The organism is Paraburkholderia translucens (genome assembly GCF_020881035.1).
In the GTDB taxonomy this organism is placed as follows: Bacteria; Pseudomonadota; Gammaproteobacteria; order Burkholderiales; family Burkholderiaceae; genus Paraburkholderia; species Paraburkholderia translucens.
Window position 1 is genome coordinate 71,660 of the sequence record NZ_JAJITC010000016.1, and the last position, 26,660, is coordinate 98,319.

22 protein-coding genes and 1 riboswitch are annotated in these 26,660 nt (G+C 64.8%); of the genes, 6 read left to right on the top strand and 16 right to left on the bottom strand.

The window, feature by feature from the left end:
- Positions 1-14 precede the first annotated feature (14 nt).
- The 12 genes from LJ655_RS24775 to LJ655_RS24830 form a co-directional block, all read right to left on the bottom strand.
- Entirely contained in the window at positions 15-779 is a 765-nt protein-coding gene (locus LJ655_RS24775; RefSeq protein ID WP_230563850.1) for an ABC transporter permease, read from the bottom strand.
- Positions 776-1,708, bottom strand: a complete 933-nt coding sequence (locus LJ655_RS24780) for an ABC transporter ATP-binding protein (RefSeq protein ID WP_230563851.1) — start codon at positions 1,706-1,708, stop codon at positions 776-778. Before LJ655_RS24780 ends, LJ655_RS24775 begins: the two co-directional genes overlap by 4 nt.
- Before the next feature lie 189 nt (positions 1,709-1,897).
- Complete coding sequence (locus tag LJ655_RS24785; RefSeq protein WP_230563852.1) at positions 1,898-2,218, bottom strand: STAS domain-containing protein; 321 nt, start codon at positions 2,216-2,218, stop codon at positions 1,898-1,900.
- Positions 2,215-2,847 (bottom strand): MlaC/ttg2D family ABC transporter substrate-binding protein, encoded by a 633-nt coding sequence (locus LJ655_RS24790; protein WP_230563853.1) that lies wholly within the window; start codon positions 2,845-2,847, stop codon positions 2,215-2,217. Before LJ655_RS24790 ends, LJ655_RS24785 begins: the two co-directional genes overlap by 4 nt.
- Before the next feature lie 114 nt (positions 2,848-2,961).
- Positions 2,962-3,945, bottom strand: a complete 984-nt coding sequence (locus LJ655_RS24795) for an MlaA family lipoprotein (protein WP_230563854.1) — start codon at positions 3,943-3,945, stop codon at positions 2,962-2,964.
- Positions 3,946-3,965: 20 nt separating this feature from the next.
- On the bottom strand, positions 3,966-4,496 hold the full coding sequence (mlaD, locus tag LJ655_RS24800) for an outer membrane lipid asymmetry maintenance protein MlaD (protein ID WP_230563855.1): 531 nt from the start codon (positions 4,494-4,496) through the stop codon (positions 3,966-3,968).
- Between the two features lie 92 nt (positions 4,497-4,588).
- Entirely contained in the window at positions 4,589-5,356 is a 768-nt protein-coding gene (gene mlaE, locus LJ655_RS24805; RefSeq protein ID WP_230563856.1) for a lipid asymmetry maintenance ABC transporter permease subunit MlaE, read from the bottom strand.
- Positions 5,353-6,174, bottom strand: a complete 822-nt coding sequence (locus LJ655_RS24810; RefSeq protein ID WP_230563857.1) for an ABC transporter ATP-binding protein — start codon at positions 6,172-6,174, stop codon at positions 5,353-5,355. The genes mlaE and LJ655_RS24810 overlap by 4 nt, the downstream gene beginning before the upstream one ends.
- Before the next feature lie 94 nt (positions 6,175-6,268).
- Entirely contained in the window at positions 6,269-7,372 is a 1,104-nt protein-coding gene (gene thiE / locus LJ655_RS24815; protein WP_230563858.1) for a thiamine phosphate synthase, read from the bottom strand.
- Positions 7,369-8,184 carry a thiazole synthase gene (locus LJ655_RS24820; protein ID WP_230563859.1) on the bottom strand — a complete coding sequence of 272 codons (816 nt, stop codon included), beginning with the start codon at positions 8,182-8,184 and terminating at the stop codon, positions 7,369-7,371. Before LJ655_RS24820 ends, thiE begins: the two co-directional genes overlap by 4 nt.
- 109 nt (positions 8,185-8,293) lie before the next feature.
- Positions 8,294-8,491 (bottom strand): sulfur carrier protein ThiS, encoded by a 198-nt coding sequence (thiS, locus tag LJ655_RS24825; protein ID WP_230563860.1) that lies wholly within the window; start codon positions 8,489-8,491, stop codon positions 8,294-8,296.
- Positions 8,492-8,552: 61 nt separating this feature from the next.
- A complete protein-coding gene (locus tag LJ655_RS24830; RefSeq protein ID WP_230563861.1) occupies positions 8,553-9,683 on the bottom strand; it encodes an FAD-dependent oxidoreductase in 1,131 nt (376 codons plus the stop codon).
- Between the two features lie 221 nt (positions 9,684-9,904).
- A riboswitch (TPP riboswitch) is annotated at positions 9,905-10,028 on the bottom strand.
- Between the two features lie 423 nt (positions 10,029-10,451).
- Here LJ655_RS24830 and LJ655_RS24835 point away from each other — a divergent pair.
- From LJ655_RS24835 to LJ655_RS24850, 4 genes are all read left to right on the top strand, one after another.
- Complete coding sequence (locus LJ655_RS24835; protein WP_230563862.1) at positions 10,452-12,203, top strand: ABC transporter ATP-binding protein/permease; 1,752 nt, start codon at positions 10,452-10,454, stop codon at positions 12,201-12,203.
- A gap of 247 nt (positions 12,204-12,450) precedes the next feature.
- Complete coding sequence (locus LJ655_RS24840; RefSeq protein ID WP_230563863.1) at positions 12,451-12,729, top strand: hypothetical protein; 279 nt, start codon at positions 12,451-12,453, stop codon at positions 12,727-12,729.
- 679 nt (positions 12,730-13,408) lie between these two features.
- Positions 13,409-14,149 (top strand): response regulator, encoded by a 741-nt coding sequence (locus LJ655_RS24845; protein WP_230563864.1) that lies wholly within the window; start codon positions 13,409-13,411, stop codon positions 14,147-14,149.
- A complete protein-coding gene (locus tag LJ655_RS24850; protein WP_230563865.1) occupies positions 14,146-15,459 on the top strand; it encodes an ATP-binding protein in 1,314 nt (437 codons plus the stop codon). The genes LJ655_RS24845 and LJ655_RS24850 overlap by 4 nt, the downstream gene beginning before the upstream one ends.
- Positions 15,460-15,649: 190 nt before the next feature.
- Here the strand turns inward: LJ655_RS24850 and LJ655_RS24855 are convergent, their stop codons facing one another.
- On the bottom strand, positions 15,650-16,525 hold the full coding sequence (locus LJ655_RS24855) for a tyrosine-protein phosphatase (RefSeq protein ID WP_230563866.1): 876 nt from the start codon (positions 16,523-16,525) through the stop codon (positions 15,650-15,652).
- A gap of 396 nt (positions 16,526-16,921) precedes the next feature.
- Here LJ655_RS24855 and LJ655_RS24860 point away from each other — a divergent pair, with 396 nt between their 5' ends.
- Positions 16,922-18,187, top strand: a complete 1,266-nt coding sequence (locus LJ655_RS24860) for a D-amino acid dehydrogenase (protein ID WP_230563867.1) — start codon at positions 16,922-16,924, stop codon at positions 18,185-18,187.
- A gap of 198 nt (positions 18,188-18,385) precedes the next feature.
- On the opposite strand, the gene LJ655_RS24865 is transcribed toward LJ655_RS24860, so the two are convergent.
- The 3 genes from LJ655_RS24865 to LJ655_RS24875 form a co-directional block, all read right to left on the bottom strand.
- Positions 18,386-19,855, bottom strand: coding sequence for a glutamate synthase subunit beta (locus LJ655_RS24865; RefSeq protein ID WP_230563868.1), 1,470 nt, complete (start codon positions 19,853-19,855; stop codon positions 18,386-18,388).
- Between the two features lie 104 nt (positions 19,856-19,959).
- The gene (locus tag LJ655_RS24870; RefSeq protein ID WP_230563869.1) at positions 19,960-24,663 is read right to left on the bottom strand and encodes a glutamate synthase-related protein; all 4,704 of its coding nucleotides are present in this window, start codon (positions 24,661-24,663) and stop codon (positions 19,960-19,962) included.
- 353 nt (positions 24,664-25,016) lie between these two features.
- A complete protein-coding gene (locus tag LJ655_RS24875; protein ID WP_230563870.1) occupies positions 25,017-25,724 on the bottom strand; it encodes a transposase in 708 nt (235 codons plus the stop codon).
- A gap of 187 nt (positions 25,725-25,911) precedes the next feature.
- Here LJ655_RS24875 and LJ655_RS24880 point away from each other — a divergent pair, with 187 nt between their 5' ends.
- Complete coding sequence (locus LJ655_RS24880) at positions 25,912-26,637, top strand: OmpW/AlkL family protein (protein ID WP_230563871.1); 726 nt, start codon at positions 25,912-25,914, stop codon at positions 26,635-26,637.
- The last annotated feature ends 23 nt before the right edge of the window (positions 26,638-26,660 follow it).

Here is a 26,660-nt window from a genome sequence, read left to right on the forward strand (position 1 = left end):
AGAGAAGCTCCTCGTCAGTGGCGCAGCTTGTAGCCGGAGGCGAGCATGCGCATCGCGACGACAGCCAGCACCACGAAGAAACCGGCGACGATCGCGAGGCTCACGAGCGGGTCGATATCCGACACGCCGAAAAAGCCATAGCGAAAGCCGTCGATCATGTAGAAAAACGGATTGAGGCGCGATACTTCGCGCCACACGGGCGGCAGCGTATGCGTCGAGTAGAACACGCCCGACAGGAACGTAAGCGGCATGATCAGAAAGTTCTGGAACGCGGCGAGCTGGTCGAACTTCTCGGCCCAGATACCGGCGATCAGACCCAGCGTGCCGAGGATCGCCGCGCCGAACATCGCGAACACGATGATGTAGAGCGGCGCCGTAAAGGCAAGCGGCACGAACCAGATCGTGACGATGAACACACCGAAGCCGACACACAAGCCGCGCGCGACGGCCGCGAGCACGTAGGCCGCGAACATCTCGTAGTGCGACAGAGGCGGCAACAGCACGAACACGAGATTGCCCGTGATCTTCGACTGGATCAGCGAAGAAGAACTGTTCGCGAAGGCGTTCTGCAGCACGCTCATCATCACGAGTCCTGGAACCAGGAAGCTCGTATATTCGACGCCCGCATAGACCTGTACGTGGCCGCGCAGCGCGTGGCCGAAGATGGTCAGGTACAGGAGCGCAGTGATGACCGGTGCAAGCACGGTCTGAAACGACACCTTCCAGAAACGCAGCAGTTCTTTGTAAAACAGCGTGCTAAATCCACTGTAGCCGCTCATGCAAGCCCCTCGATGACTTCCGGACCGTTCATCACCTGAACGAATACGTCTTCGAGGTCGGCCTTGCGCACCTCGATTTCTTCGAATGTACAACCGGCCGCGCGGCATTGCGCGAGGATGCGCTCGACGTCGTCATAGCTGGTCAGGCGCAGCAGATGCTGCCGGCCGTTGCCGTTGGCCGCGCCGCTTTCCGCCTCAAGCGGACGCAACTCGGCGGGCAGCACGCCCTGTGCGAAACGCACGAACAACTGCATGCCGGCGAAACGCTGCAACAGCGTGCTGGTGCGATCGAGCGCGACGACCTCGCCACGGCGCAGCATTGCGATGCGGTCGCACAGCGATTCGGCTTCTTCCAGGTAATGCGTGGTCAGCACGATGGTGTGGCCTTCGCGATTCAGGCGGGAGATGAACTTCCACAGCGTCTGGCGCAGTTCGACGTCGACGCCCGCGGTCGGCTCGTCGAGCACGATCACCGGCGGACGATGCACCAGCGCCTGGGCGACCAGCACGCGGCGTTTCATGCCGCCGGACAGCGCGCGCATATTCGCGTCGGCTTTCTCGGTCAGATCGAGATTGGCCATGATCTCGTCGATCCACGCGTCGTTGTTGCGCAGCCCGTAGTAGCCCGACTGGATGCGCAAGGTTTCGCGCACCGTGAAGAACGGATCGAACACGAGTTCCTGCGGCACCACACCGAGCGCACGGCGCGCGTTGCGGAAATCGTCGACGACGTCGTGACCGCGCACCGCGATGCTGCCTTCATCGGCGCGCGCGAGACCCGCGAGAATGCTGATGAGCGTCGTCTTGCCCGCGCCGTTCGGACCGAGCAGTCCGAAGAACTCGCCGTCTTCGACCGTGAGGCTGACGCCCTTGAGCGCCTGCAAGTCCTTGTAGCGCTTCTTGACGTTACGAATTTCTATGGCTGACATGACTATGGGCCGCGTGCGTCGCGGCGCCCGAAGTAGCCCCGATGGAGCCTCGGGACGAGCAAATGCTTGAAGAAACGGAACCGGGGCCGATTAGGGGCCAGTTCAACGCCCCAAAAAAACGTTTGATTATAGGGCAAAAACTGGCGCCCCCGGCCCGGCGGGAAGGAGGGAGACGACGCTGGAGGAGCGTCAGTGTCGCGCTGACGCAACCGTGCAGGATGCGGCAGGAGTCAGGAGAGTATCGACGCCGTAGGCCTGCGCGAGACTGGCGAGACCCGCCGGCAGATTGATGATTTCAAACTTCCCGCCGCGCGCCGCCGCGGCCCGCACCCACGCGAGCAGCACGGCGAGCGCCGAGGAATCGAATTGCTCGAGCGGCGCGCAATCGACGCCGCGCGCGCCCGCCGCGATACGTTCCAGACCCGCCGCGAGCTCGGCCTTCGCGCTCTCGTGGGTCAGCGTCGCACCGCTGTCGAAGCGATTCGCGACCGGGTTCAGCACGTCGCTCACGACTGCTTGCCCGCGGCGAGTTGCTGATTGCGCTGCGTGAGGAACTGGATCAGTCCGTCCACGCCCTTCTGCTGGATCTGCTCGTTGAACTGCTGCTGATACGCCTGGATCAGCCACGCGCCGAGCACATTGATGTCATACACGCGCCAGCCTTGCGGCGTCTTGTACAGGCGGTAGTCGAGTTCGATCGGCTGGCCGTTGTTCATGACGACCGAGCGCACCACCGTGTCGGTGTCGTCCGGGTTCATGCGGAACGGCTTGTACTGGATCTGCTGGTCGCGCACCTGCGCGAGCGCTCCCGAATAGGTGCGGATCAGCAGCATCTTGAACTGCTCGATCACCTGATTCTGCTGCTCGGGCGTCGCGGTGCGCCAATTGCGGCCCATCGCGAGCTGCGTGGTGCGGCGGAAGTCGGTGTACGGCAGGATCTTTTCGTTGACGAGAGCCGTGATGCGCGTGATGTCGCCCTGCTGGATCGACTTGTCGTTGCGAATCGCGTCCATCACCTGCTGGGTGGCGGTCTTGATCAGCGCCTCGGGCGAGTTGGTGTCCACGGCTTGCGCCGATGCCCCCACGCTGACGAATGAAAACAACGCCGCAAACAAGGGGATCAGGAAGAATTTTTTCATATCGAGCTTTGCCTCAAAAATAGTGCAACGGTTTGAACCGACCTTATCACGCGAGTTCGACGGCAATCCATGCGCAAACTGCGAGAGTCGTATCGATCTGTTACGGCTGCACGTTCAACGCAATCTGAACGACGGGAAGTTGAAATGCGTAGGTGGCACCAACTGGCCGGCCGGAATCTGCGTGGTTTCGGGGCCGCCGTTCATGTCGAGCGGCGGTGTTTCGGCGCCCGATGCGGCCTCGGGGGCCGACGCGCCCTGCGGCGCCGGCGCGGCCGCGCCAGATGCCGGAGCCGCATTGCCCGGAGCGCCCTGCGTGTCGGGCGCACCTTCGTCATACTTCGGCAGCGGCGCCTCCTCGTCATAGTTAGGCAGTTCCTGCGGACGCCGACCACCCGCAGACAGCAGATACTGACGTCGCTGCAGAAATGCGTTGCGCACGAACGAGTATTTGTCGAGCGCCGCGCCTTCCAGCACCTCGCCCGCGCCGAGCAGGTTGGCGCGCGTGTTGACGATGTTCAGGCCATACAGGGCCCAGCTCAGGCCCGGCGGATCGATATAGCTGATCGGGTTCACGTAGTAGTTGCCGATCGAGCCGACCGCATCGCGCACCGTGCTCGGCCCGAACAGCGGCAGCACCAGGTACGGCCCCGGCGGCACGCCATAGTGGCCGAGCGTCAGGCCGAGGTCATTCTCGTGCTTGGGCAGCTTCGCGAGCGTCGCGACGTCGAACAGGCCGCCGACGCCGAACACCGTGTTGATCACGATCCGCATGATGTCGGACACGCCGTCGGCGATGCGCAGCTGCAGCAGGTTGTTCGCCGCGATATAGACGTCGCCGATATTCGAGAAAAAGTTCGTTACGCTGTCGCGCACCGGCTGCGGCGTGACCCAAACGTAGCCCTTCGCGACCGGTTTCAGCGCGTACTGGTCGATCTTGTCGTTGACGGTGAAGATCGTGCGGTTGAGCCCTTCGAACGGGTCGCCCTTGGTGGGCGTCTGCACGGTCGTGCAACCGGCGAGCAACGCAACCGCCACCGCGATCTTGCCGAACTGTAGGACGCGCGCGCCGCTGCGCGCGGTCTGCAGTGTCGTCTGCATCGTAGTTCTCCTTGTTGGCCTTACTGGCCGGCAGCGCCGGAGGCCGGCGCCTCAGGCGCCGGTGCGGGAGCCGATGCAGCGGGCTTCGCCGCGCCGGCATCCGCGGCCTTGCTATACAGGAACTGGCCGATCAGATTCTCCAGCACGATCGCCGATTGCGTCATCGAGATCGTATCGCCAGCCTTGAGCATTTCCGAGTCACCGCCTGGTTCGAGCCCGATGTACTGCTCGCCGAGCAGCCCCGAGGTCAGGATCTTCGCCGACGTATCCCGCGGAAACTGGAACTGCTTGTCGATATCGATCGTGACGAGCGCCTGGTAAGTGTTGCTATCAAAGCCGATCGACGCGACCCGGCCGACCGTCACGCCCGCGCTCTTCACCGGCGCGCGCGCCTTCAGCCCGCCGATGTTGTCGAACTTGAGCTTGAGCGGGTAGGTTGCCTGGAACGACAACGAACTCATGTTGCCGGCCTTCAGCGCGAGAAACAGCAACGCCACGAAACCCAGCACCACAAACAGGCCGACCCAGAAGTCGAGAGCATTTTTTTTCATCGTCATCCCAAAGTGAATCCGCCGCGCCGCCGCCACTACCCGCCGCGCGCGGCGCATCATGCGCCGCCGGGCCGCCGGCGCGCGGCGCGGTCTTAACTGAACATCAGGGCGGTCAGCAGGAAATCGAGCCCGAGCACCGCGAGCGACGCATACACGACCGTGCGGGTCGTCGCGCGCGACACGCCTTCCGGCGTCGGCTTCGCCTCGTAGCCTTGAAACAGCGCGACGAACGTCACCGCGAGGCCGAACACGACGCTCTTGACGACACCCGCGCCGACATCGCGCCACACGTCCACGCCGCTTTGCATCTGCGACCAGAACGCGCCGGCATCGACGCCGATCAGCAGCACACCCACTACGTAACCGCCCAGAACGCCGACCGCGCTGAAGATCGCGGCGAGAATCGGCATCGAGACAATGCCGGCCCACAGGCGCGGCGCGATGACGACCTTGACCGGATCGACGGCCATCATTTCCATCGCGGTGAGCTGCTCGCCCGCCTTCATCAGGCCGATCTCGGCGGTCAGCGACGTGCCCGCGCGGCCGGCGAACAGCAGCGCCGTCACGACCGGCCCGAGCTCGCGCACGAGCGACAGCGCGACCAGCAACCCGAGCGCCTGCTCGGAGCCGTAGCGGTTCAGCGTGTAATAGCCCTGCAGACCGAGCACGAAGCCGACGAACAACCCCGACACCGCGATGATCACGAGCGAATAATTACCGACGAAGTGGATCTGCTTCGTGACAAGGCGCGGGCGGCGCAGCAGCGGGAAGAACTCGAGCAGGAGGCGCAGGAAAAAGCGCGTCGCATAGCCGGCCGTGCCGAGTCCGCTGAGCACCGCGCGACCAATCGTACTGATCATGACTGGCCTCCGCCGACGCCGAAGTCGGCCGCGAGCGACGCCTTCGCAGGATAGTGGAATCTGAACGGGCCGTCCGGCGCGCCGTCGATGAATTGACGTACGGTCGGGTCGGTCGAGGCGCGCAATTCGTCCGGCGTGCCTTCGGCGAGCACCCCGCCGTTGGACAGGAAGTACACGTAGTCCGCAATCGCGAACGATTCCGGCACGTCGTGCGTGACGAGAATCGACGTGGCGCCGAGCGCCTGGTTCAGTGTGCGGATCAGATTCGCGGTGATGCCGAGTGAAATGGGGTCGAGGCCGGCGAACGGCTCGTCGTACATCATCAATTCGGGGTCGAGCGCGATCGCGCGGGCGAGCGCCACGCGCCGCGCCATGCCACCCGAAATTTCCGACGGCAGCAGGTCGCGCGCGCCGCGCAGGCCGACCGCGTTGAGCTTCATCAGCACGAGGTCGCGCAGAAGTTCTTCAGGGAGGTCGGTGTGCTCGCGCAGCGAGAAGGCGACGTTTTCGAACACCGACATGTCGGTAAACAGCGCGCCGAACTGGAACAGCATGCCCATCTTGCGACGCAGCGCGTAGAGGCCTTCGCGCGTCTGTTCGCCGAGATCCTGGCCGTGGAACAGCACCTGGCCGCGCTGCGCGCGCACGAGGCCGCCGATCAGACGCAGCACCGTGGTCTTGCCGCAACCCGAGCCGCCCATGACTGCGACGACCTGACCGCGACGAAATCGCAGATTCAGATTCGACAGGACGAGCCGGTCGCCGTAACCGAAGTCGACGTCGCGCAGCTCGAGTAAGGTCTCGGGGGAGGAAGTCACCAAACTGACAGTCCTTTTACAGGGAAGGCCGAATTATAGGGCCATCATGCAAAAGCTGCCGTGAGGTGCCCCGTTCCTTGACTATGCTTGACGATTATTGCGTAAACATGTGTTGCAGCGCGGAAACGGCGGCGGCCGGGTCGGCCGCTTCCGTCACCGCGCGCACCACGGCCGCACAGCCGACGCCCGTTGCGAGCACGTCCGGCAGCACCTGCAGATCGATCCCGCCGATCGCGACGAGCGGCACCACCCCATCGAGCAGCCGCACGTAGCGCGCGAGGCGCCGCAAGCCCTGCGGTGCGGTCGGCATGACCTTCGTCGTGGTCGGGAACACGGCGCCCAAAGCAATGTAGCTCGGACGGAAATGCAGCGCCTTCAGCATCTCGTAAAAACCGTGCGTCGACAGACCAAGCCGGATGCCCGCGCCGGCCAGCGCGAACAGATCCGCGGTATGCACGTCTTCCTGGCCGAGGTGCACGCCGTACGCGCCCGCCTCGAGCGCCGCCTGCCAGTGGTCATTGATGAACACCCGGGCGTCGTGCGCGCGACCGGCCGCCACGCAGCGGGCAATTTCGCGTTTCAGTTCGTCAGCGGGTTCGGCCGACTTGCGGCGCAATTGCACCGTTTTCACGCCGAAGCCGACCACCCGCTCGACCCAGTCCGCGCTCGGCAGCACCGGGTACAGACCGAGCTTTTCCGGGCAGCGCGGAAACGCCTCTGCGGGCGCAGCCGGCAGGCCGGTGAGTCGCGGAAAGCGGGCGAGGTCGGCCGGGAACGCGTCGTCGGTGCGGGTTTCGTCGCCGTCGCGCCACGCGAGCGCGAGCACCAGCGCGTCGTGCGGATCGAAGCCGCAGTCGAGAAAAGCGGCCAGCGCCGGAACCCAGTCTTCCGCCAGGTGGCCTTCGAGACCGTACTTCTCGCCACCCAGATGCAGCGTCGCGCGGTTTTCCGCGGCGACGATCACGCCCGCGCCTCGCGTCAACCAGCGCGCCACCTGTTCGCCGTGCGGCTGCGCGTCGGCGATCACGATCAGGTCGCCGCCGTTCGGTTCATCGGGCACGGTCAGGCAAATGCGCCACGGCGCGTGCGTGGGGGGCCAGTCGCCGAGACAGGCGCGAATGCGCTCCGCGGCTTCGATGAGTTCGTCGGCCGTCGGCCAGAACAGATCGCGGTTCTTCAAGGTCAACGACTGTGTCATGCGGCCCCTCCATCCTGATGCCAGAACGGCATGCCGACCACCGGCGTGCTCGCGTGCGCGCTCTCGCGCTCGGCCATCGGACCCGCGAGATACGCTTGCCGGCCCGCTTCGACGCCCAGCGCGAACGCGCGGGCCATCGCGTCGGGGTGCGTCGCCTGCGACACCGCCGTATTCAGCAGCACCCCGTCGAAGCCCCACTCCATCACCTGCGCCGCATGCGACGGCACGCCGAGCCCGGCGTCGACGATCAGCGGCACGTCCGGAAGGCGCTCGCGCAGCACGCGCAGGCCGTACGGATTGATCACGCCCTTGCCGGTGCCGATCGGCGCACCCCACGGCATCAGCGCCTCGCAGCCGGCATCGAGCAGCCGGCGGCCGATCACCAGATCCTCAGTGCAGTACGGCAGCACCTTGAAGCCGTCCTTGACGAGCCGCGCGGCGGCCTCGATCAGGCCGACCGGGTCGGGCTGCAGCGTGTAGTCGTCGCCGATCAGTTCGAGCTTGATCCAGTCGGTCTCGAAGATTTCGCGCGCCATGTGCGCGGTCGTCACCGCTTCACCGACGGTCAGGCAGCCCGCCGTGTTCGGCAGGAGCGGCACGCCGTGGCGCTTGAGCAGATCGAAGAAGCCCGCTTCGGCATTGCCCTCGTTCATCTGACGGCGCAGCGCGACGGTCACCATGCCGGGGCGCGCGGCGTCGATCGAATCGGACAGCGACTGCAGCGACGGGTAGCGCGACGTGCCGAGCAGCACGCGGCTCGCGAAAGTTTGACCGTATAGCGTCAGCGCGTCGGCGGTCTCGTGAGAAGTCATTTGCATCATCCTGGTTTGCCGGCGCGGCAGGGCACCGACAATGTTGCGGCAATGGGTTTTCAGCGGCGGTGGTGGATGTTCGGTGGGTTACCGGCTGGCGCGAGCGCGCTCAGCCGCCCGCAACCGGCTGCACCACATCTAGCCGGTCGCCCGTTTGCAACGCGCGCGCCGCATGCTGCGCACGCGCGACGAAATCGCCGTTCAGCGCGACCGCGTACGGCGGACGGGCGCCAAAAGCGGCGAGTGCATCGGCAACCGTCGCGCCCTCGGGTAGCGACAACGGCTTCTGATTGATATGAATGTCCATGGTGTTCGAATACGGTCCAATCGATGGCGGAAGCGGCAGCGCGGCGCGAAGGCCGCCACGCTCAGGCCGGCTCCCGCGCGAAATCCTGCTGGAACAGCTCGCTCCAGCGCGCCTCGCGCCGCCATCCGGCGAATGCGTCGGCGTCGCCGACGCGGCCGTCGAGCAGCGCGCTCGCGAAACGTACGGCTTCGTCGGCCACTTCGGGCGCGATCATATAGCCATGCCGGTACAGGCCGTTCACGCGCAGCGTGCGCGCACCGTCCCACAATAGCGCGGGGCGGTGATCAGGCAAGGTCGGCCGGCACTGCGAATTGAGCTCGAGAATGCGTGCCTCGCCAAAGCCCGGATGGACCGAAAACGCCGCACTCAGCAGCTCGAGCGCCGAGCGCACGCTGACTGGCGACATGTCCTCGCCTTCGACCTCGGTCGCGCCGATCACATAGAGGCCGTTCTGCTTCGGCGCGATATACAGCGGGTAGCGCGGATGCAGCAGCCGCACCGGGCGCGTCAACTGCAGATGAGGCGCATGCACGCGCGCGACCTCGCCACGGATGCCGCGCAGCGTCGGCAGCACGGGCTTCGCGCCGAGTCCGCGGCAATCGATCGTGATGCCGGCAGCGGGCAGCGATGCGTCGTCGATCGGCGTGTTCCAGTGCGTGTCGACACCGCGCTCGGCAAGCCCCGCCGCGAGCGCGGACAGCACCTGGCGATTGTCGAGCTGACCTTCGCGCGGCAGCAGCCAACCGTGGTTGAAGCGGCCCGCTAACGCGGGCTCGGCGGCGCCCAGCTGCGCGCCCGAAAGCGCGACGAAGCCGCCTTCGAGTAGCTCAGCCGGTGCGTTGGCGCGCACGCGGCGCTCGAACAGCGGAGCCTCGGTGCGATCCGCGTGATGCCAGACGACGAGCGTGCCGTTGCGCTGGAAAAACACCGGCTCCGGCAGTTCGGCGAGCACACGAGGCCAGCTTTCGAGCGAACTCGCGCCGAGCCGCGTGATCAGCAACTCGGCGCTCGCGGCTTCGGCGAGCGGCGCGAGCATCGCCGCTGCAACCCACGCGGCGGCCTGCGAACCGGCTGCATCGCCGCGCTCGTAGAGCGCCACGCGATGCCCGTCGCCAGCCAGACGCCACGCGACCAGCCGACCGCACAGGCCGCCGCCGAGCACGGCGAAATCGGGTCGGGCGGGACCGGTCATCGCGCACGCTCCGTTCTACTGTGGCGGGCGACGCGAGAACGGCACAGCGCGCCCGAGACGGCGTGACGAAGGGGAGAATGCATGTCTGAAGAATAGGCGGTCATCGAGTCCTTTCCGTACGGCCAAAAACGCACGTACCCAGGACGAAACCGGCGGGTGAAGCCGGCCGGGCACTGCACGCGCATATGTGGTGCGCTTGCCTCCCGGCGGGGAATGGAAGACGGCTGCTTCCGGAAACTTCCCGCGCCGGTATTACCCGGATCGGGTGCAAAGGGTCTCTCTCAGCCTCGCCGCCCCGGCATGAAAGTCATGCCTGCTGTGGGCGAAGCACCCCTGTTTCGTCGCAGGTCATTAGACCATAAAAGGCGCGGCGCCCGCAAACCAGCACGGCGCCGTCGCAGCCGCGATTTTGATCTGGCCCGGGCTATCGTGAAGCCAATGCGAAGCGGGCCGGCGCTCTGGCACAATGCCGTGAGCGGTGCCGCAAAAGCGCGGCGCGCGCGGCGCTCCTGGCCGCATGCGTGGCGGCGGCACCTGAGCCGATACCGGCCGCGAAAATTAATTTTCGCTTAAGGGCGTCACGCCAGAATCGGGCGCCCGTCCGGACTCGCGTTCGTCGAGCGCGATGTCCGGCCAGGTATCGCAGACCCGCCCCAGCGGCGGCCCCGCAAAGGGGGCGGCTGTTCGCGGGATCGCCCGACATGGGTCAACCAGATCGAACCCGCGCGCCGCAACGGCAGTTCGGGCCAGCACTTCATCAGAACGCTCATGACACCACATACTTCTGCCAGCCCCGCGCTGCCGCCCGACGAAAAGGTCTCCGCGTGGAACCTGATCAAACCCTACTGGGTTTCAGAGGAACGAGGCATCGCGTGGGGGCTGCTCGTCACGATCATCGTGATGAACCTGCTCGTCGTCTGGATCAACGTGCGCCTGAATAGCTGGAGCCGGGACTTCTACAACGCGCTGCAGGCGAAGAACGTCCACGACTTCCCGCATCTGCTGATGGTCTTCACCGGACTCGCGTTCGGCTTCATCATCCTCGCCGTGTACGGACGCTATCTGCGCCAGATGCTCGGCTTCCGCTGGCGCCAGTGGCTGACCACCCGCTACCTGAACGAGTGGCTCAACGACAGCGCCTTCTACCGCATCGAACGCGACCGCCTCGCCGACAACCCGGACCAGCGGATCAGCGACGACCTGCAGTCGTTCGCGACCACCACGCTGTCGCTGACGCTCGATCTGTTGTCCACCGTCGTCACGCTCGTCTCGTTCATCACGATCCTGTGGTCGCTCGCGGGCGCGTTGAGCATTTCGCTCGGCGGCATGCCGCTGCAGATCCCCGGCTACATGGTGTGGGCCGCGGCGCTGTATGCGGTGGTCGGCTCGCTCGTCACGCAAAAGGTCGGCCATCCGCTCGTGTCGATCAACTATCAGGCGCAGAAAGTCGAGGCGGATTTCCGTTTCGGCCTGATCCGGTTGCGTGAGAACGCCGAGCAGATCGCGTTCTACAACGGCATGGAGACCGAGAAGACGAACGCGCGCACGCTGTTCGGCCGCATCCGCGACAACTGGTGGCAGGTGATGAAGTACACGAAGCGTCTGACCTTCGTATTGAGCTTCTACGGCCAGATCGCGATCATTTTCCCGATCGTCGTCGCCTCGCCGCGCTACTTCGCGGGCGCGTTCACGTTCGGTGTGCTGATGCAGATTTCCAGCGCATTCGGTACCGTCAGCGATTCGTTCTCGTGGTTCATCAACAGTTATACGAGCCTCGTCGAATGGCGCGCGACCGTGAACCGGTTGCGCGAATTCAAGCGCGTCGTGCATTCGCCGCGTCTGAAGGAATCGGTGTCGCCGGCCACCGAGCATGGTGGCATCAACCTGCACTTCGTCGACGCGAACGCGCTCACTACCGATAGCCTCAAGCTCGCGCTGCCGAATGGCAACCCGCTCGCGCGCATCCGCGATATCGCGATCCGGCCGGGCTCACGCTGGCTCGTGCGCGGTCCGTCGGGCGCCGGCAAGAGCACGCTGATGCGCGCGCTCGCGGGCCTGTGGCCGTTCGGCGACGGCTCGATCGACGCGCCGGTCAACGCGCGCATGATGTTCATCCCACAGGTCAGCTACATGCCGATCGGCACGCTGAAGGCGGCGCTCGCGTATCCGTCGGCGGCGGACACCTATGGCGACGACGAATGCCGCGACGCGCTCGTCACCTGCCATCTGTCGGAATACGCGGATCGTCTGCGGGAATCGGCGCACTGGACCCGTGTGCTGTCGCCCGGCGAGCAGCAGCGTTTCGCCGCCGCACGCGTGCTGCTGCACAAGCCCGACTACCTGTTCCTCGACGAAGCGACCAGCGCGCTCGATGCGGAAAACGAGGCACGGCTCTATCACCTGTTCACGGAGCGGCTGCCCAAGGCGGCGATCGTCAGCGTCGCGCATCGCGAATCGCTCGCGGCGTTCCATGAGGAAACGCTCGACGTCGAGCGCTCGGCCGAAGCAGTAGCGGCATGAGCGACGCGAGCGGCGCTGAAACGACGCCGCCCGGTCGAGCCACCGCAGCGCGCCGGCGACCACCTGCCGGCGCAACATCCGGAAAGACACGAGAAGAGTTCGAAAGCATTTGCGAAGCGCGCAGGCTGTTCCCCCCTTTGAAAATGCCCGCGGGCTGCGACGATAGTCGCACGGGCCGCGCCATGCGCGGTCCTTCGTTGATGTCAGTCACGGCTTTCATCGCAACCGCTCTCCGGACTTCTCGCCCATGTCATTCGCTCGCCGTTCTTCACCTTCGTTCCCCTCTTGCCTCCCGCGCATCGCGCTCGCCTGCGGCGCGGCGCTGCTGCTCGCGAACGCCGTCGATGCCGCGCCCACGGCCGAGCCGAACCAGCCCGCCGACATCGCCGCCTGCTTTGCGCAGGTCGTGCACGACGTCAATACACCGGTGCTCCAGCATTTCATCGTGACGACCGACACGCGGCGCGTGAACGTCACTGCGAGCGTGCAAGGTCAGAACGAATTGCGACTGCGCGTCACGCGCTGAGCGCGTGGCCGCCGTTGCTGTTGATGCCCATCGTGCTTTGTGACCGCCTTCGGGCGCTGCCTCGTGACCTCGTCGCCGCCCGCTCGTGTGTCCGCTGACTCACGCGCTTTGCGGGCCTCGGATGCACTGCGCGTTGCCCGTGGTTCAAAGCCCGTCTACTACGCCGCGATCGACTACGCCGACCCACTGACTACCGGCAGGCTGGTTTTTCCTGCGCCGCCTTCTCGGCAAACCGTTCGAACCAAGCGAACTGGTGGCCGACGTATTCGCATTGTGGATCGTCATGATGGGCCTCGCGAAGGCGCGCTCTGCGCACCGGAATCGGTTGAACGCTGGGCAGCGTCGCCGGAGGCTGCGGGCCTCGTTCGGCGTGCGGCGCGACGTGCTGCGGGATGAATCATCGCGCCACGCAGGTGCCGACGATGGGCGAAGCAAAGCACGCTTTCGCGCAGGTGTTACGAACCGTTCCGCGCGCTTGCAAGTGTTTTCCTGTGCTTGCCAACTGTTGCCATCGCGTGCCGGTCGTTGCAGATAGCCAAACCATGCAGTGCTAAAGTGAGCACTAGATCTTCGTCGATCTGCCGCGCGACGCGAACGCGTCAGCGCCGCTCGGCACACAGTAAGCGTTGGTAAGGAAATGCCCGATCGCGCGTCGGACGCGCCAGTCTAGAATTTCGCCATGAATCCACAGGTCCTCATCGTCGACGACGATCCGGTCGTACGCGATCTGCTTTGCAAATTCCTGCAGTCGAACGGCTTCGATGCGTCGGTGCTGCACGACGGCACCCATTTGCAGCGTCGCCTCGAGCGTGAGCGGCCGTCGGTCGTCGTCCTCGACATCATGATGCCGAACACCGACGGCCTGCGCGCACTCACTGCGTTGCGCGCCGCCGGCGACGACATCCCGGTGATCTTCGTGACCGCGCGCGGCACGGTGGCCGACCGCATCGTCGGACTGTCGCTCGGCGCGGACGACTACCTGACCAAGCCGTTCGATCCGCGCGAGCTGCTCGTGCGCATCCAGACCGTGCTGCGCCGGCGCGGGCCGCCCGCCACGAGCGCACCCGAAGCACGCAAGCGCTATCGCTTCGGTCCGTTCGAACTCGACTTCGCCACGCGCTCGCTGAGCCGCGACGATGCCAAGCTGCCGCTTCGCGATAGCGAATTCGCCCTGCTCAAGATCTTCGTCAACCACCCGTACAAGGTGATGTCGCGCGTGCTGATTCACGATCTCGTGCATCGCGACAACCTCGCCTTCCGCGACCGCAGCCTCGACGTGCCAATCTGGCGCTTGCGCCGCGTGATCGAGGACGACCCGTCCAATCCGTGCTACGTCCAAACGGTGCGCGGCAAAGGCTACGTGTTCGTGCCCGATGCCAGCAGCACGCCCTTCGAGGACGAGGCCGCCCCGAGCGCATGAAAAATCCGCTGAACACGCTATTCGGCAGAATGGCGTTGCTGTCGGCGGCGGTGCTGTTCGCGATTCAGGCGAGCTGGTTCGTGCTGGTGACGATGCAGCCGCCGCGCCATGAAGCCGACGGCTTCGCGCGCGGCATTCTGCTCGTGCTGCAGGCGATCAACGGTGAGCCGATCAAGGGCGCCGCGATCCCGCCCGCGATGCGCGTGCACCTGGTGCCCACTTGGAACATGCCGACCAGCGTGCATCTGCACGAGCCGACGGAGCGCATGTTGGTCGAGCTGAGCCGGCATTTGCGCGAGAACCTGCCGGCCGGCACGCAGATCGCCGTCGACGATCTGCATCCGCCGCAGCTGTGGGTGCTGTCTCCTGGCAAATCGAACTGGGTCGTCGTGCCGGTCGACGTACCGCCGGCGCCGCGCTTTCTGACCGAATCGGTCTCAATGCTGCTCGCCGGGCTGATCCTGTCGTTGTTCGCGGTGTGGCAGATGCAACGGCCGCTGTCGCGCGTCGCCGATGCATCGCGCGCGTTCGGCGCGGGCGGCCGGCCGGAGCCCGTACCGGTGCAGGGTCCGCGCGAACTGCGCGATCTGATCGGGTCATTCAACGACATGATGCGGCGCCTGAACGAAGCCGGCGACGACCAGGCGGTGATGCTCGCCGGTGTCGCGCACGATCTGAAGGCACCGCTCACGCGCCTGAAGTTGCGGGCAAGCGTACTGGTCGACGAAGACGAGCGCGCGGGCCTGATCCGCGACGTCGATTCGCTGACCAACATCGTCCAGCAGTTTCTGGAATTCGCGGGCCAATCGGCGGACACCGGACCGCCCGTCGAAGTCGACGAGTTTTTGCGCGAGCAATTTTCCTCGGGTGATGACGCGCAAGCCGCTGAAGTTGCGGAGATGCCCGAAGCGGCCCAAGCTCCCGAAACCCCGCTCTTCGCGCTCGATTTGCGCGCCGGTCCCTCGTTCACGCTGCCGCGCACGCTGCTCGACCGGCTCGTGACGAACCTCGTCGACAACGCGCTCGAACACGGCGTGCCGCCGGTGGAGATTTCGACCGCGTGCAGCGACGCTCATTGGACGATCCGCGTGCGCGACCACGGCCCAGGCATTCCCGACGACCGCATTGCCGCGGCGATGAAGCCGTTCGTGCGGCTCGACGCCGCGCGCGGTGGCGAAGGCCATTGCGGGCTCGGTCTCGCGATCGTCGCACGGCTCACGCACGATCGCGGCGGTCGCTGCCTCGTGCGCAACCACTCGAGAGGCGGGCTCGAAGTACGGATCGAATTGCCGATGGACCCGGCGCTGTAGTGAGGATACGCGCAGCCATTGGTGCGCGGACCGCGTTACTTTCCTGCCCTTACTGCACCGGCTGCCACGCGGGCGATGAACGTGTAGTCACGCTTGGCAACCTCGATGCCGCCCTTTTCGGTCCGTCCACCCCTGTGGCGGACCTTTTTTGCGCAGTCGCAAGGTCCGCAAAGCGCGACGGCGAAGCGCATCAATGCACGAGTCGATTGCGCAGTGCGTCGACCGTCGCCGTGGAAAGACCGAGGCCTCGCGTCAGGTAGCTTGCCATCGTGCCGTAACTCGCCTGCACCTCGTTGAAGCCCGCTTGCAGATAATTCTCGTCGACGTCGAGCAACGGCGCCCTGGCCATCGCGATGGCCGCGCCTTCCTGCGCCCGCAGCGTGGCAGTTTGAGCGGCGATCGATGGCGCGAGATAGACATTGCTCAGCAGATAGTCCTGCATGATCACGTCGAGTGGCACATTGGCGATGCTGAGGAGGAGCGCCGCGACCCAGCCCGCGCGATCCTTGCCGGCGGTCGAATGGAACAGTTGCGCACCCGTGCCATCGGCGAGCGCGCCGAACAACGCGCCATAGGCGGCTCGCTGCGGGGCGCCAGTCACATACGCGCGCGCCTGCGCTTGCATGAATGCGACGGCGTCGGCGGCTGTATCGAACGGGGGTGCGACGAAATCGTTGGTGCCGAGCACGTTCAGCGTGGCGGATGTCGCGCCGGCAGGCAGTACGTCGGCGGTACGCGCGATTTCCGCAGGCGTGCGCAAGTCGTAGACCGACACGACGCCGAGCTTGTCGAGCGTCGCTGCGTCCTTGCCGCTCAGCGTCAGCGCGTTCGCCCGATAGAACACGCCGCGCCGCATCTGCTTGCCGTCGACGGTCAGATAGCCGGAGCCCGCGCCGCCGACATCGCGGAAATTGCTCACCGACGCGAGGCGCGGCGTCTCCGGTTGATCAGCGTCGAGACTGCCGCCGCACGCGGACAGCAGCGTGCCGCCGAAACCTGCCGCCAGGACCGCACCCGCCGAGCCCCTCAGAAAGCGCCGCCGCTGCACCGACGGTTCGCCCAGCATGCCGCACTGCGCAGGCACGGTCGTGCTCGCAAGGGCGCGGGAAGGCGAACGGCGTTTCGCGGTAATGGGCATCGGGGGGCGCCAGGTGTCCAAAAGTGATAGGGTGCGGCAGCCGGGGCCGCACGCGCAGTTTAACGGTCGCCGATAAGTTTTGCGTTACATCGTAGGGGTTAGTAAGAAAAAATAGGTACGGTTGGGCCGCGTCAGTGCCGCTTGAATAGGGCCGCGACGGCGCGCGAGCACGCGAGGGTACGTACCGATGCCTTTCTTTACCCCGGCCTGCCGCACGCTGCCGCATCGCCCGTAGAATACGTACACCTGGAGACCCGAAGGGCACAGTACCCGCGCTAAGCCGCTGCGCCGCGTGAGATCGCCTGAAACCGCAGCTTCACAATCATGAAAACGATCGTTCTCGGCGGCGGCGTGATCGGCGTCGCCACTGCTTTCTATCTGTCGCAGCAAGGCTGCGACGTGACGGTGATCGAGCGCGAACCCGACGTCGCCTTGTCCACGAGTTTCGGCAACGCCGGCGTGATCGCGCCGGGCTATGTGACGCCGTGGGCGGCCCCCGGCATGCCGGCGACAATCCTCAAGTATCTCTTCAAACCCGCCTCGCCGTTGATCTTCCGGCCCACGCTCGATCCGGCTCAATGGCGCTGGATCGCACGCTGGCTGCGCGAGTGCGACGTCGAACGCTTCCGTGTGAACAAGGAGCGGATGCAGCGCATCGCGTACTACAGTCGCGCATGCCTGCATGAATTCCGCGGCCGGCATCCGTTCGACTACGGTCGCAGCCGGGGCTATCTGCAACTATTTCGCAGCGAGTACGACGTCGAGCTCGCGCAGCCGTCGCTCGCGGTGCTGCGTGACACGGGCATCACGCATAGCGAAGTCAGCGCCGCGCAATGCGTGGAGATCGAGCCGGGTCTGCGCTGGGCGCGTCGGACGCCGTTTTCCGGCCTGTATCTGCCCGACGACGAAGCCGGTGACTGCGCGCGCTTCACCCGCGAGCTGCGCGCGATTTGCGAGCGCAATGGCGTGAGCTTTCGCTTCGACACGCGTGTCACGTCGCTCGATGTCGAGGGCGCGGCCGTGCGCGGTGTACATATTCAAAGCGAGCGCGGTCCACAGACGCTACCCGCCGACGCAGTGGTCGTCGCGCTCGGCGTCGATAGCGCCGCGCTGCTCGCGCCGCTCGGCGTCAAGGTGCCGCTCTATCCGGTGAAGGGCTATTCCGCGACACTGCCCGTGATCGACGAAGAAAAAGCGCCGCGTGCGGCGCTGATGGACGAATCGCTGAAGACTGCGATCACGCGCTTCGGCAACAACCTGCGCGTCGCGGGTACGGCGGAGCTCGGCAATCGCCAGACCACGCTGCGCGAGCAGGCGCTGCAAACGCTCCTCACGGTGCTGCGCGACTGGTTTCCGCACGCGGCCAATGCGACTTCCGCGCACTTCTGGGTCGGCCGCCGGCCGATGACGCCCGATGGCGCGCCGTTGCTCGGTCCGTGCAACCTCGGCAACTTATGGCTGAACCTCGGGCACGGCTCGACGGGCTGGGCGATGTCGATGGGCTCGGGGCGCGTGGTTGCGGATCTGATCACGCAGCGCGAGCCGGAAATCGATCTCGATGGGTTGACGCTCGCGCGCTATCGCAAATGAGCCGGAGATAATCGTCCCGCGACCACGCAAAAGAAAACCGGGCTCCCCCTTTCAGGCGAGCCCGGTCTCTTTTTTCACTGCATCGTTTTACCGCTGCCGACGCCCTTCATGGGGCGCCTTGTCGTCTCCACGTCCTCCTGCAAACCGTGGCCGGCGTGCAAGGTCTAAAACAACCTCGCACACACCGGCTGAAGACGCTCAACGCGGCAGTTCCGAATGACCCATCAGGAACGCATCGACCGAACGCGCGCACTGACGGCCCTCGCGGATCGCCCACACGACCAGCGACTGCCCACGGCGCATGTCGCCCGCCGTGAACACCTTGTCCACCGACGTGTAGTACGCCTTCTCGCCTTCGGTCGCGGCGCGCACGTTGCCGCGCGCATCCTTGTCGACGCCGAACGCTTCGAGCACCGGCGACACCGGCTGCGTAAAGCCCATCGCGAGCAGCACGAGGTCGGCCTTCATTTCGAATTCGGAGTTCGGCACTTCGACCATCTTGCCGTCCTTCCATTCGACGCGCGCGGCGATCAGCTTCTCGACCTTGCCGTTCTTGCCTTCGAGGCGCTTGGTCGCGACCGCCCAATCGCGCTCGCAGCCTTCTTCGTGCGACGAGGACGTGCGCAGCTTGATCGGCCAATACGGCCACACGAGCGGCTTGTTCTCTTCTTCCGGCGGCTGCGGCAGCAGTTCGAACTGCGTGACGCTCTTCGCGCCGTGACGGTTCGACGTGCCCACGCAGTCGGAACCGGTGTCACCACCGCCGATCACGACCACGTGCTTGCCCTTCGCGACGATCTGGTTCGGCACCTTGTCGCCGGCGTTGACCTTGTTCTGCTGCGGCAGGAATTCCATCGCGTAGTACACGCCTTCGAGTTCGCGGCCGGGCACCGGCAGATCGCGCGGCGTTTCCGAACCACCGGCGATCACGACCGCGTCGAACTGCTCGTTCAGCTCGGCCGGCGTGATGGTTTCCTTCGCGGTGTTGCCGATGTACGCGGGCAACGAGTCCGGCTTGCCGATGAACACGTTGGTGCGGAACGTCACGCCTTCGGCTTCCATCTGGCGCATACGGCGGTCGATCTGCCACTTCTCCAGCTTGAAGTCGGGAATGCCGTAGCGCAGCAGGCCGCCGATCCGGTCGTTCTTCTCGAATACGGTCACGTCGTGACCGGCGCGCGCGAGTTGCTGCGCGGCCGCGAGACCCGCGGGGCCCGAGCCGACCACGGCAATCTTCTTGCCGGTCTTGTGCTTCGGCGTTTGCGGCGCGACCCAGCCTTCGGCCCAGGCTTTGTCAATGATCGCGTGCTCGATCGACTTGATGCCGACCGGGTCGTCGTTGATGCCGAGCGTGCACGCCGCTTCGCACGGCGCCGGGCAGATGCGGCCCGTGAACTCGGGGAAATTGTTGGTCGAATGCAGCACTTCGATCGCGTTCTTCCAGTCCTGACGGAACACCAGGTCATTGAAGTCCGGGATGATGTTGTTGACCGGGCAGCCGTTGTTGCAGAACGGGATGCCGCAGTCCATGCAACGTGCGCCTTGAATCTTCGCTTCGTCGTCGCTCAGTGCCGCGACGAACTCCTTGTAGTGCTTCACGCGCGTGAGCGGAGCCTCGTACGTCTCGTGGCGACGTTCGAACTCGAGAAAACCGGTTGCCTTGCCCATGTGGTTCTCTTCTCTATCTGTATCTAGGGGTAATTTGGACCCGCCGCGCGCCGACTGATCGGAACGCGGCGGGTACGTCTGAATGTGACTTCCGTGAAGGCAGCTCAGGCGGCGAGCACTTCGCTACTCGCCTTCTTCGCGGCGAGTTCGCCGAGCGCGCGCTTGTATTCGGTCGGGAACACCTTCACGAACTGACGGCGCGCCGCGTCCCAGTTTTCGAGCAGCGCCTTCGCACGCGGCGAGCCCGTGAACTGGAAGTGACGCTCGATGAGCCCCTTGAGCAGCGCTTCATCGGTCGTGCCGTGATGCCACACGCCCTTGTCGACCGTGCGCTCCTGCTCGGCCTGTTGCAACACCGGGTCGAGCGCGACCATCGACTTGTTGCACTTGCTCGCGAACGTGCCGTCCGGATCGAATACGTATGCGATGCCGCCCGACATGCCGGCCGCGAAATTACGGCCCGTCTCGCCGAGCACGACCACCGTGCCGCCCGTCATGTATTCGCAACCGTGATCGCCCGTACCTTCGACAACCGCCGTCGCGCCCGAGTTACGCACGCAGAAACGCTCGCCCGCAACACCGCGGAAGAACGCTTCACCTTCGATCGCGCCGTACATCACCGTGTTGCCGCAGATGATGTTCTCTTCCGACTTGCCGCGGAAATCGTTGGTCGGACGGATGATGATGCGGCCACCCGACAGGCCCTTGCCGACGTAGTCGTTGCCGTCGCCGACCAGATCCAGCGTGATGCCCTTCGCGAGGAACGCACCGAAGCTCTGGCCCGCGGTGCCCTTGAGCTGGATGTGAATCGCGTCGTCCGCGAGACCTTCATGGCCGTACTTCTTCGCGATCGTGCCCGACAGCATCGCGCCGACCGTGCGGTTCACGTTGCGCACCGGCTGGATGAACGACACGTGCTCGCCCTTCTCGATCGCGGCCTTTGCCTTCTCGATCAGCGTGTGGTCGAGCGCGCGGTCGAGGCCGTGATCCTGCTCCTCGACGTGCTTGCGCGCGACTTCGGCCGGCACTTGCGGCTGATAGAACACGCGCGAGAAGTCGAGACCCTTCGCCTTCCAGTGCTCGATGCCCTTCTTCGTGTCGAGCAGTTCCGCGCGGCCGATCAGGTCGTCGAACTTGCGGATACCGAGTTGCGCCATGATTTCGCGCGCTTCTTCCGCAACGAAGAAGAAGAAGTTCACGACATGTTCCGGCTGGCCCTTGAACTTCGCGCGCAGTACCGGATCTTGTGTCGCAACGCCGACCGGACACGTGTTCAGATGGCACTTGCGCATCATGATGCAGCCTTCGACGACGAGCGGCGCCGTCGCGAAGCCGAACTCGTCCGCGCCGAGCAGCGCGCCGATCACGACGTCGCGGCCGGTCTTCATCTGGCCGTCGGCCTGCACGCGGATACGGCCGCGCAGCCGGTTCAGCACGAGTGTCTGCTGCGTTTCGGCAAGACCCAGTTCCCAAGGGGTGCCCGCATGCTTGATCGACGACAGCGGCGACGCACCCGTGCCACCGTCATGACCGGCGATCACGACGTGATCGGCCTTCGCCTTCGCGACGCCCGCGGCAACCGTACCGACGCCCGACTCCGACACGAGCTTCACCGAGATGCTCGACGACGGGTTCACGTTCTTCAGATCGTGAATCAGCTGCGCCAGGTCTTCGATCGAGTAAATGTCGTGGTGCGGCGGCGGCGAGATGAGGCCGACGCCCGGCACCGAGTAACGCAGCTTGCCGATGTAGTCCGAGACCTTGTGGCCCGGCAGCTGACCGCCTTCGCCCGGCTTCGCGCCCTGCGCCATCTTGATCTGGATCTGGTCCGCGGACGCGAGGTACTCCGCCGTCACGCCGAAGCGGCCCGACGCGACCTGCTTGATGCGCGAACGCAGGGAATCGCCTTCCTTGAGCGGAATGTCGACGATCACTTCGTCGCCGATCACGGACTTCATCGTGTCGCCGTTCCTGATCGGAATGCCGCGCAGCTCGTTGCGATAACGGTTCGCGTCTTCGCCCCCTTCACCGGTGTTCGACTTGCCGCCGATGCGGTTCATCGCGACGGCGAGCGTGGCGTGCGCTTCGGTGCTGATCGAGCCCATCGACATCGCGCCGGTTGCGAAACGCTTGACGATTTCCTTCGCCGGTTCGACTTCGTCGAGCGGGATCGCCTTGGTCGGATCGAACTTGAACTCGAACAGGCCGCGGAAGGTCATGTGGCGCTTGGTCTGATCGTTGATCAGATGCGCGTATTCCTTGTACGTCTGGTACGAGTTGCTGCGCGCCGAGTGCTGCAGCTTGGCGATCGCATCCGGCGTCCACATGTGTTCTTCGCCGCGCACGCGGTACGCGTACTCGCCGCCCGCGTCGAGCATGCTCGCGAGGACCGGGTTGTCGCCGAACGCGTCGCGGTGCAGACGGATCGCTTCTTCCGCGACGTCGAAAAGTCCAATGCCGCCCACCTTCGACGAGGTGCCGTGGAAGTACTTCGACACGAGGTCCTCGGCAAGACCGACCGCTTCGAAAATCTGCGCGCCGGTGTACGACATGTAGGTCGAAATGCCCATCTTCGACATGACCTTTTGCAGGCCCTTGCCGACTGCCTTGGTGAAGTTGTAGACCGCCTTCTCCGCCGACAGGTCGCCCTTCAGGCCGGCAGCGAGCTGGCTGAGCGTTTCCATCGCGAGGTACGGATGCACGGCTTCCGCGCCATAGCCCGCGAGCAGCGCGAAGTGGTGCGTTTCACGCGCCGAACCCGTTTCGACGACGAGACCCGTGCTCGTGCGCAGACCCTGCTGCACGAGGTGCGTGTGGATCGCGGCCGTAGCGAGCAGGGCCGGAATCGCGACGTTGTCGCGGTCGGTCTTGCGGTCCGAGACGATCAGCATGTTGTAGCCGGACTTGACCGCATCGACGGCTTCCGCGCACAGGGACGCGAGGCGCGCTTCGATGCCTTCCTTGCCCCAGGCGACCGGATAGCAGATGTTCAGTTCATACGAGCTGAACTTGCCGCCGGTGTACTGATCGATCGCGCGGATCTTCGCGATGTCCTTGAAGTCGAGCACCGGCTGCGACACTTCGAGACGCATCGGTGGGTTGATGTTGTTGGTGTCGAGCAGGTTCGGCTTCGGGCCGATGAACGACACGAGCGACATCACCATGTTTTCACGGATCGGGTCGATCGGCGGGTTCGTGACCTGTGCGAACAGCTGCTTGAAGTAGTGGTAGAGCGTCTTGTTCTTGTTGGACATGACCGCGAGCGGCGAGTCGTTGCCCATCGAGCCGACGGCTTCCTCGCCCGCTTGCGCCATCGGCGCCATCAGGAACTTCAGGTCTTCCTGGGTGTAGCCGAACGCCTGCTGGCGATCCAGCAAGGCAGCGGCTTCGCGGCGTTCCGTCACGACGTCCTCGGCCTTCGCCTCGATCTCGTCGAGCTTGATGCGCACGGCGTCGATCCAGCTCTTGTACGGCTTGGCGTTCGCGAGGTTGTCCTTCAGTTCCTTGTCGTCGATGATGCGGCCGTGCTCCATGTCGATCAGGAACATCTTGCCCGGCTGCAGGCGCCACTTCTTGACGATCTTCGACTCGGGAATCTGCAGCGTGCCGGCTTCCGACGCCATGATGACGAGGTCGTCGTCGGTGACGATGTAGCGCGCCGGACGCAGGCCGTTACGGTCGAGCGTTGCGCCGATCTGACGGCCGTCGGTGAACGCGATCGCGGCGGGGCCGTCCCACGGCTCCATCATGGCGGCATGGTATTCGTAGAACGCGCGGCGGTTCTCGTCCATCAGCGTGTGCTGTTCCCATGCTTCCGGGATCATCATCATCATGGCGTGGACGAGCGGGTAGCCGGCCATCACGAGCAGTTCGAGACAGTTGTCGAACGATGCCGTATCCGATTGGCCCGGATAGATCAGCGGCCACAGCTTCGGCAAGTCGTCGCCGAGCACGTGCGAGGCGATCGCGCCGGTACGCGCGTTCAGCCAGTTGACGTTGCCCTTCACCGTGTTGATTTCGCCGTTGTGGGCGATCATGCGGTACGGGTGAGCCAGCTCCCACGCCGGGAAAGTGTTGGTCGAGAAGCGCTGGTGCACGAGCGCGAGCGCCGAGACGGTGCGCTCGTCCTGCAGGTCGCGGTAGTACACGCCGACCTGGCCCGCCAGCAGCAGACCCTTGTAGACCACGGTGCGCGCCGAGCACGACGGCACGAAGTATTCCTTGCCGTGCTTGAGCTTGAGCGCCTGGATGCGGTGACTCGCGGTCTTGCGGATGATGTACAGCTTCCGCTCGAGCGCATCGGTGACCATGATGTCCTTGCCGCGGCCGATGAAGATCTGGCGGATCAGCGGCTCGCTCGCCTTCACGGTCGGCGAGATCGGCATGGTGTGGTCGACCGGCACGTCGCGCCAGCCGAGCACGACCTGGCCTTCGGCCTTCACCGTGCGCTCGAGCTCCTGTTCGCAGGCGATACGCGATGCATGCTCCTTCGGCAAGAAAATCATGCCGACGCCGTATTCGCCGGCCGGCGGCAGCGTCACGCCTTGCCTCGCCATCTCTTCGCGATAGAAGCCGTCCGGAATCTGGATCAGGATGCCGGCGCCGTCGCCCATCAGCGGATCGGCGCCGACGGCGCCCCGGTGATCGAGATTCTCGAGAATCTTCAGGCCTTGCTGGACGATTTCGTGACTCTTCTGGCCCTTGATGTGAGCGACGAAGCCGACGCCGCAGGCATCGTGCTCGTTCTGCGGGTCGTACAGACCTTGGGCGGCGGGAACCGGGTGAATCGGTTGCTGGTGGTCGTTCATGGGGACACCGTCTGAGAGGAGGCCGGACAGGCCGTTAAACCGTTTGTTTTTTTGCCGCAGTGCGCCTGGCGACCGCGACGGCGCTCTTCTCGCAGCAGGACTGCGCGGGTCGAAAAGCGCCGGAAATCGGAATATACGCGACGAATCAAGGAAATAGCAAATAAATCGTGATGATCAGGCACCAATTACAAAATTGGTGCATTGCGGCTATATTTTATTGGTGCCATATCATTCGGAGAGTAAAGAAAACGGCATAGGAAATGCCGTTTGCATGCAGACCCTTGATACCAAACACTTTGTTCGGATTTAAAACGACACCACCGGCGGCGCGGTCGCGCTGCCTCGTCGTCGCCTCACTGCGTATGCGGCGTCTCGCGCACCTTGCGGGGCCGGCCACGCGGTAGCGGCGACACACGCCGGTTCGCGGCGCGCGCCGCCCATTCGCGGTAAGTGTCGCTGCCGAGCACCCAGCCCTTTAACGTGGCTTGCTGAAGTTGACTCGCTTCGCGCTCGTCGAGCGGCTGCTCGCACAGTTCGCGATAAGCGCGCTGCCGCTCGAACGGTGTATTGCCGAGGGACCAGTAGAGGGGATGATCGGTAATCAGGCTGTCGAGGGTAAGGCCGATGTGATGACGATAGCTCGACCAGCGATAGTCCTCGGCCGCGCCGACGAGCTGCGCGCGGACCGGGCACATTTCGACGACCCGGCTCGCGAGCAGGAAGTAGCGCTCGCCTTCGATCACCGTGGCCCGGTAGCGGCCTTCCCACAATGTGCCGCGGCGCGCATAGCGGCGGTTGAAGTGCGCGACGTAGCGCCGCCCGACGGCCTGCATCGCCTTGGGCAGGCTCGACTCCTCGGTGGGCGTGACGAGCAGTTGCACGGCGCCCGGCATCAAGGCGTAAGCGTGGATCGAGAGGTGATGGTCCCGGGAAGCCGCCTTCAGACAGTCGATGAAAAGCTCGTAGTCCTGGTCGTCGACGAAAGCAGGCTGCTGGTCGAGCCCGCGGAGGATGACGTGCTGCGGCTGGTCGGGGACATAAAGACGTGCAAGCCGTGCCATGCTGGAGTGTCCATTAGTCGCGTTGGTATATACCCGAAGGTAAGAAGAGCCGCACGGGCGCAAGGTTCGGCGCCATGCGGCCAGGCCAGAAAACACGTGGCGCTTAGGGAGAAAACTCTAACCGCCGCGTATGGTTTGTTTCAAACGTTGTAGTCATAATGAGCGGGCCTTTTTTGGAGGAGCACATATGAAATTAAAACAGGCCGTAACGGGGATGGCGGTACTTGCCTGTATGAGCACGGCAGCGCACGCGCAATCGGCCGGCACCTTTTTCTTCTCGACGGGCTGGTTCCATCTGGCGCCCCAATCGAGCAGCGACCCGCTCACCGTAACCAGCATCGGCGGCAGCCCGACCAACATCACCGAAGCGAACACCGGTGCCTCGCTGAGTTCGGCCGACACCATCGGTTTCACCGGTGGTTATTTCATCACCGACCACATCGCTACCGAATTCGTCATTGGCGTCCCTCCTACTTTCGACCTGGAAGGCTCGGGTAGCCTCGAACAGTTCGGCAAGCTCGGGCAGGCCAAACAGTGGAGTCCGACTCTGCTGTTCAAGTACTACTTCAACGCGCCGACCGCTTCGTTCCGGCCGTACCTCGGACTCGGCGTGAGCCGCGTCTCGTTCACCGACGCGAAGATCACCAACAGCAACTTCGAAGCCAACGTTCTGCATGGTCCGACCAGTGTGTCGACGGATAGTTCGTGGGTACCTGTGTTTAATGCTGGCTTCACGTACGCCTTCGACCAGCACTGGTTCGCCGGTGTGTCGATTTCTTACCTGCCGCTCAGCACGACCGCGAAACTGAATTCGACGTCGACCACGGTGGTGGGCACGCTGAACATCCAATCGCAGACCAAGATCAAGCTGAATCCAATCGTCACCTACGCCAATGTGGGTTACCGCTTCTAACGCTTCGCGAAAGCGAGTGGCTT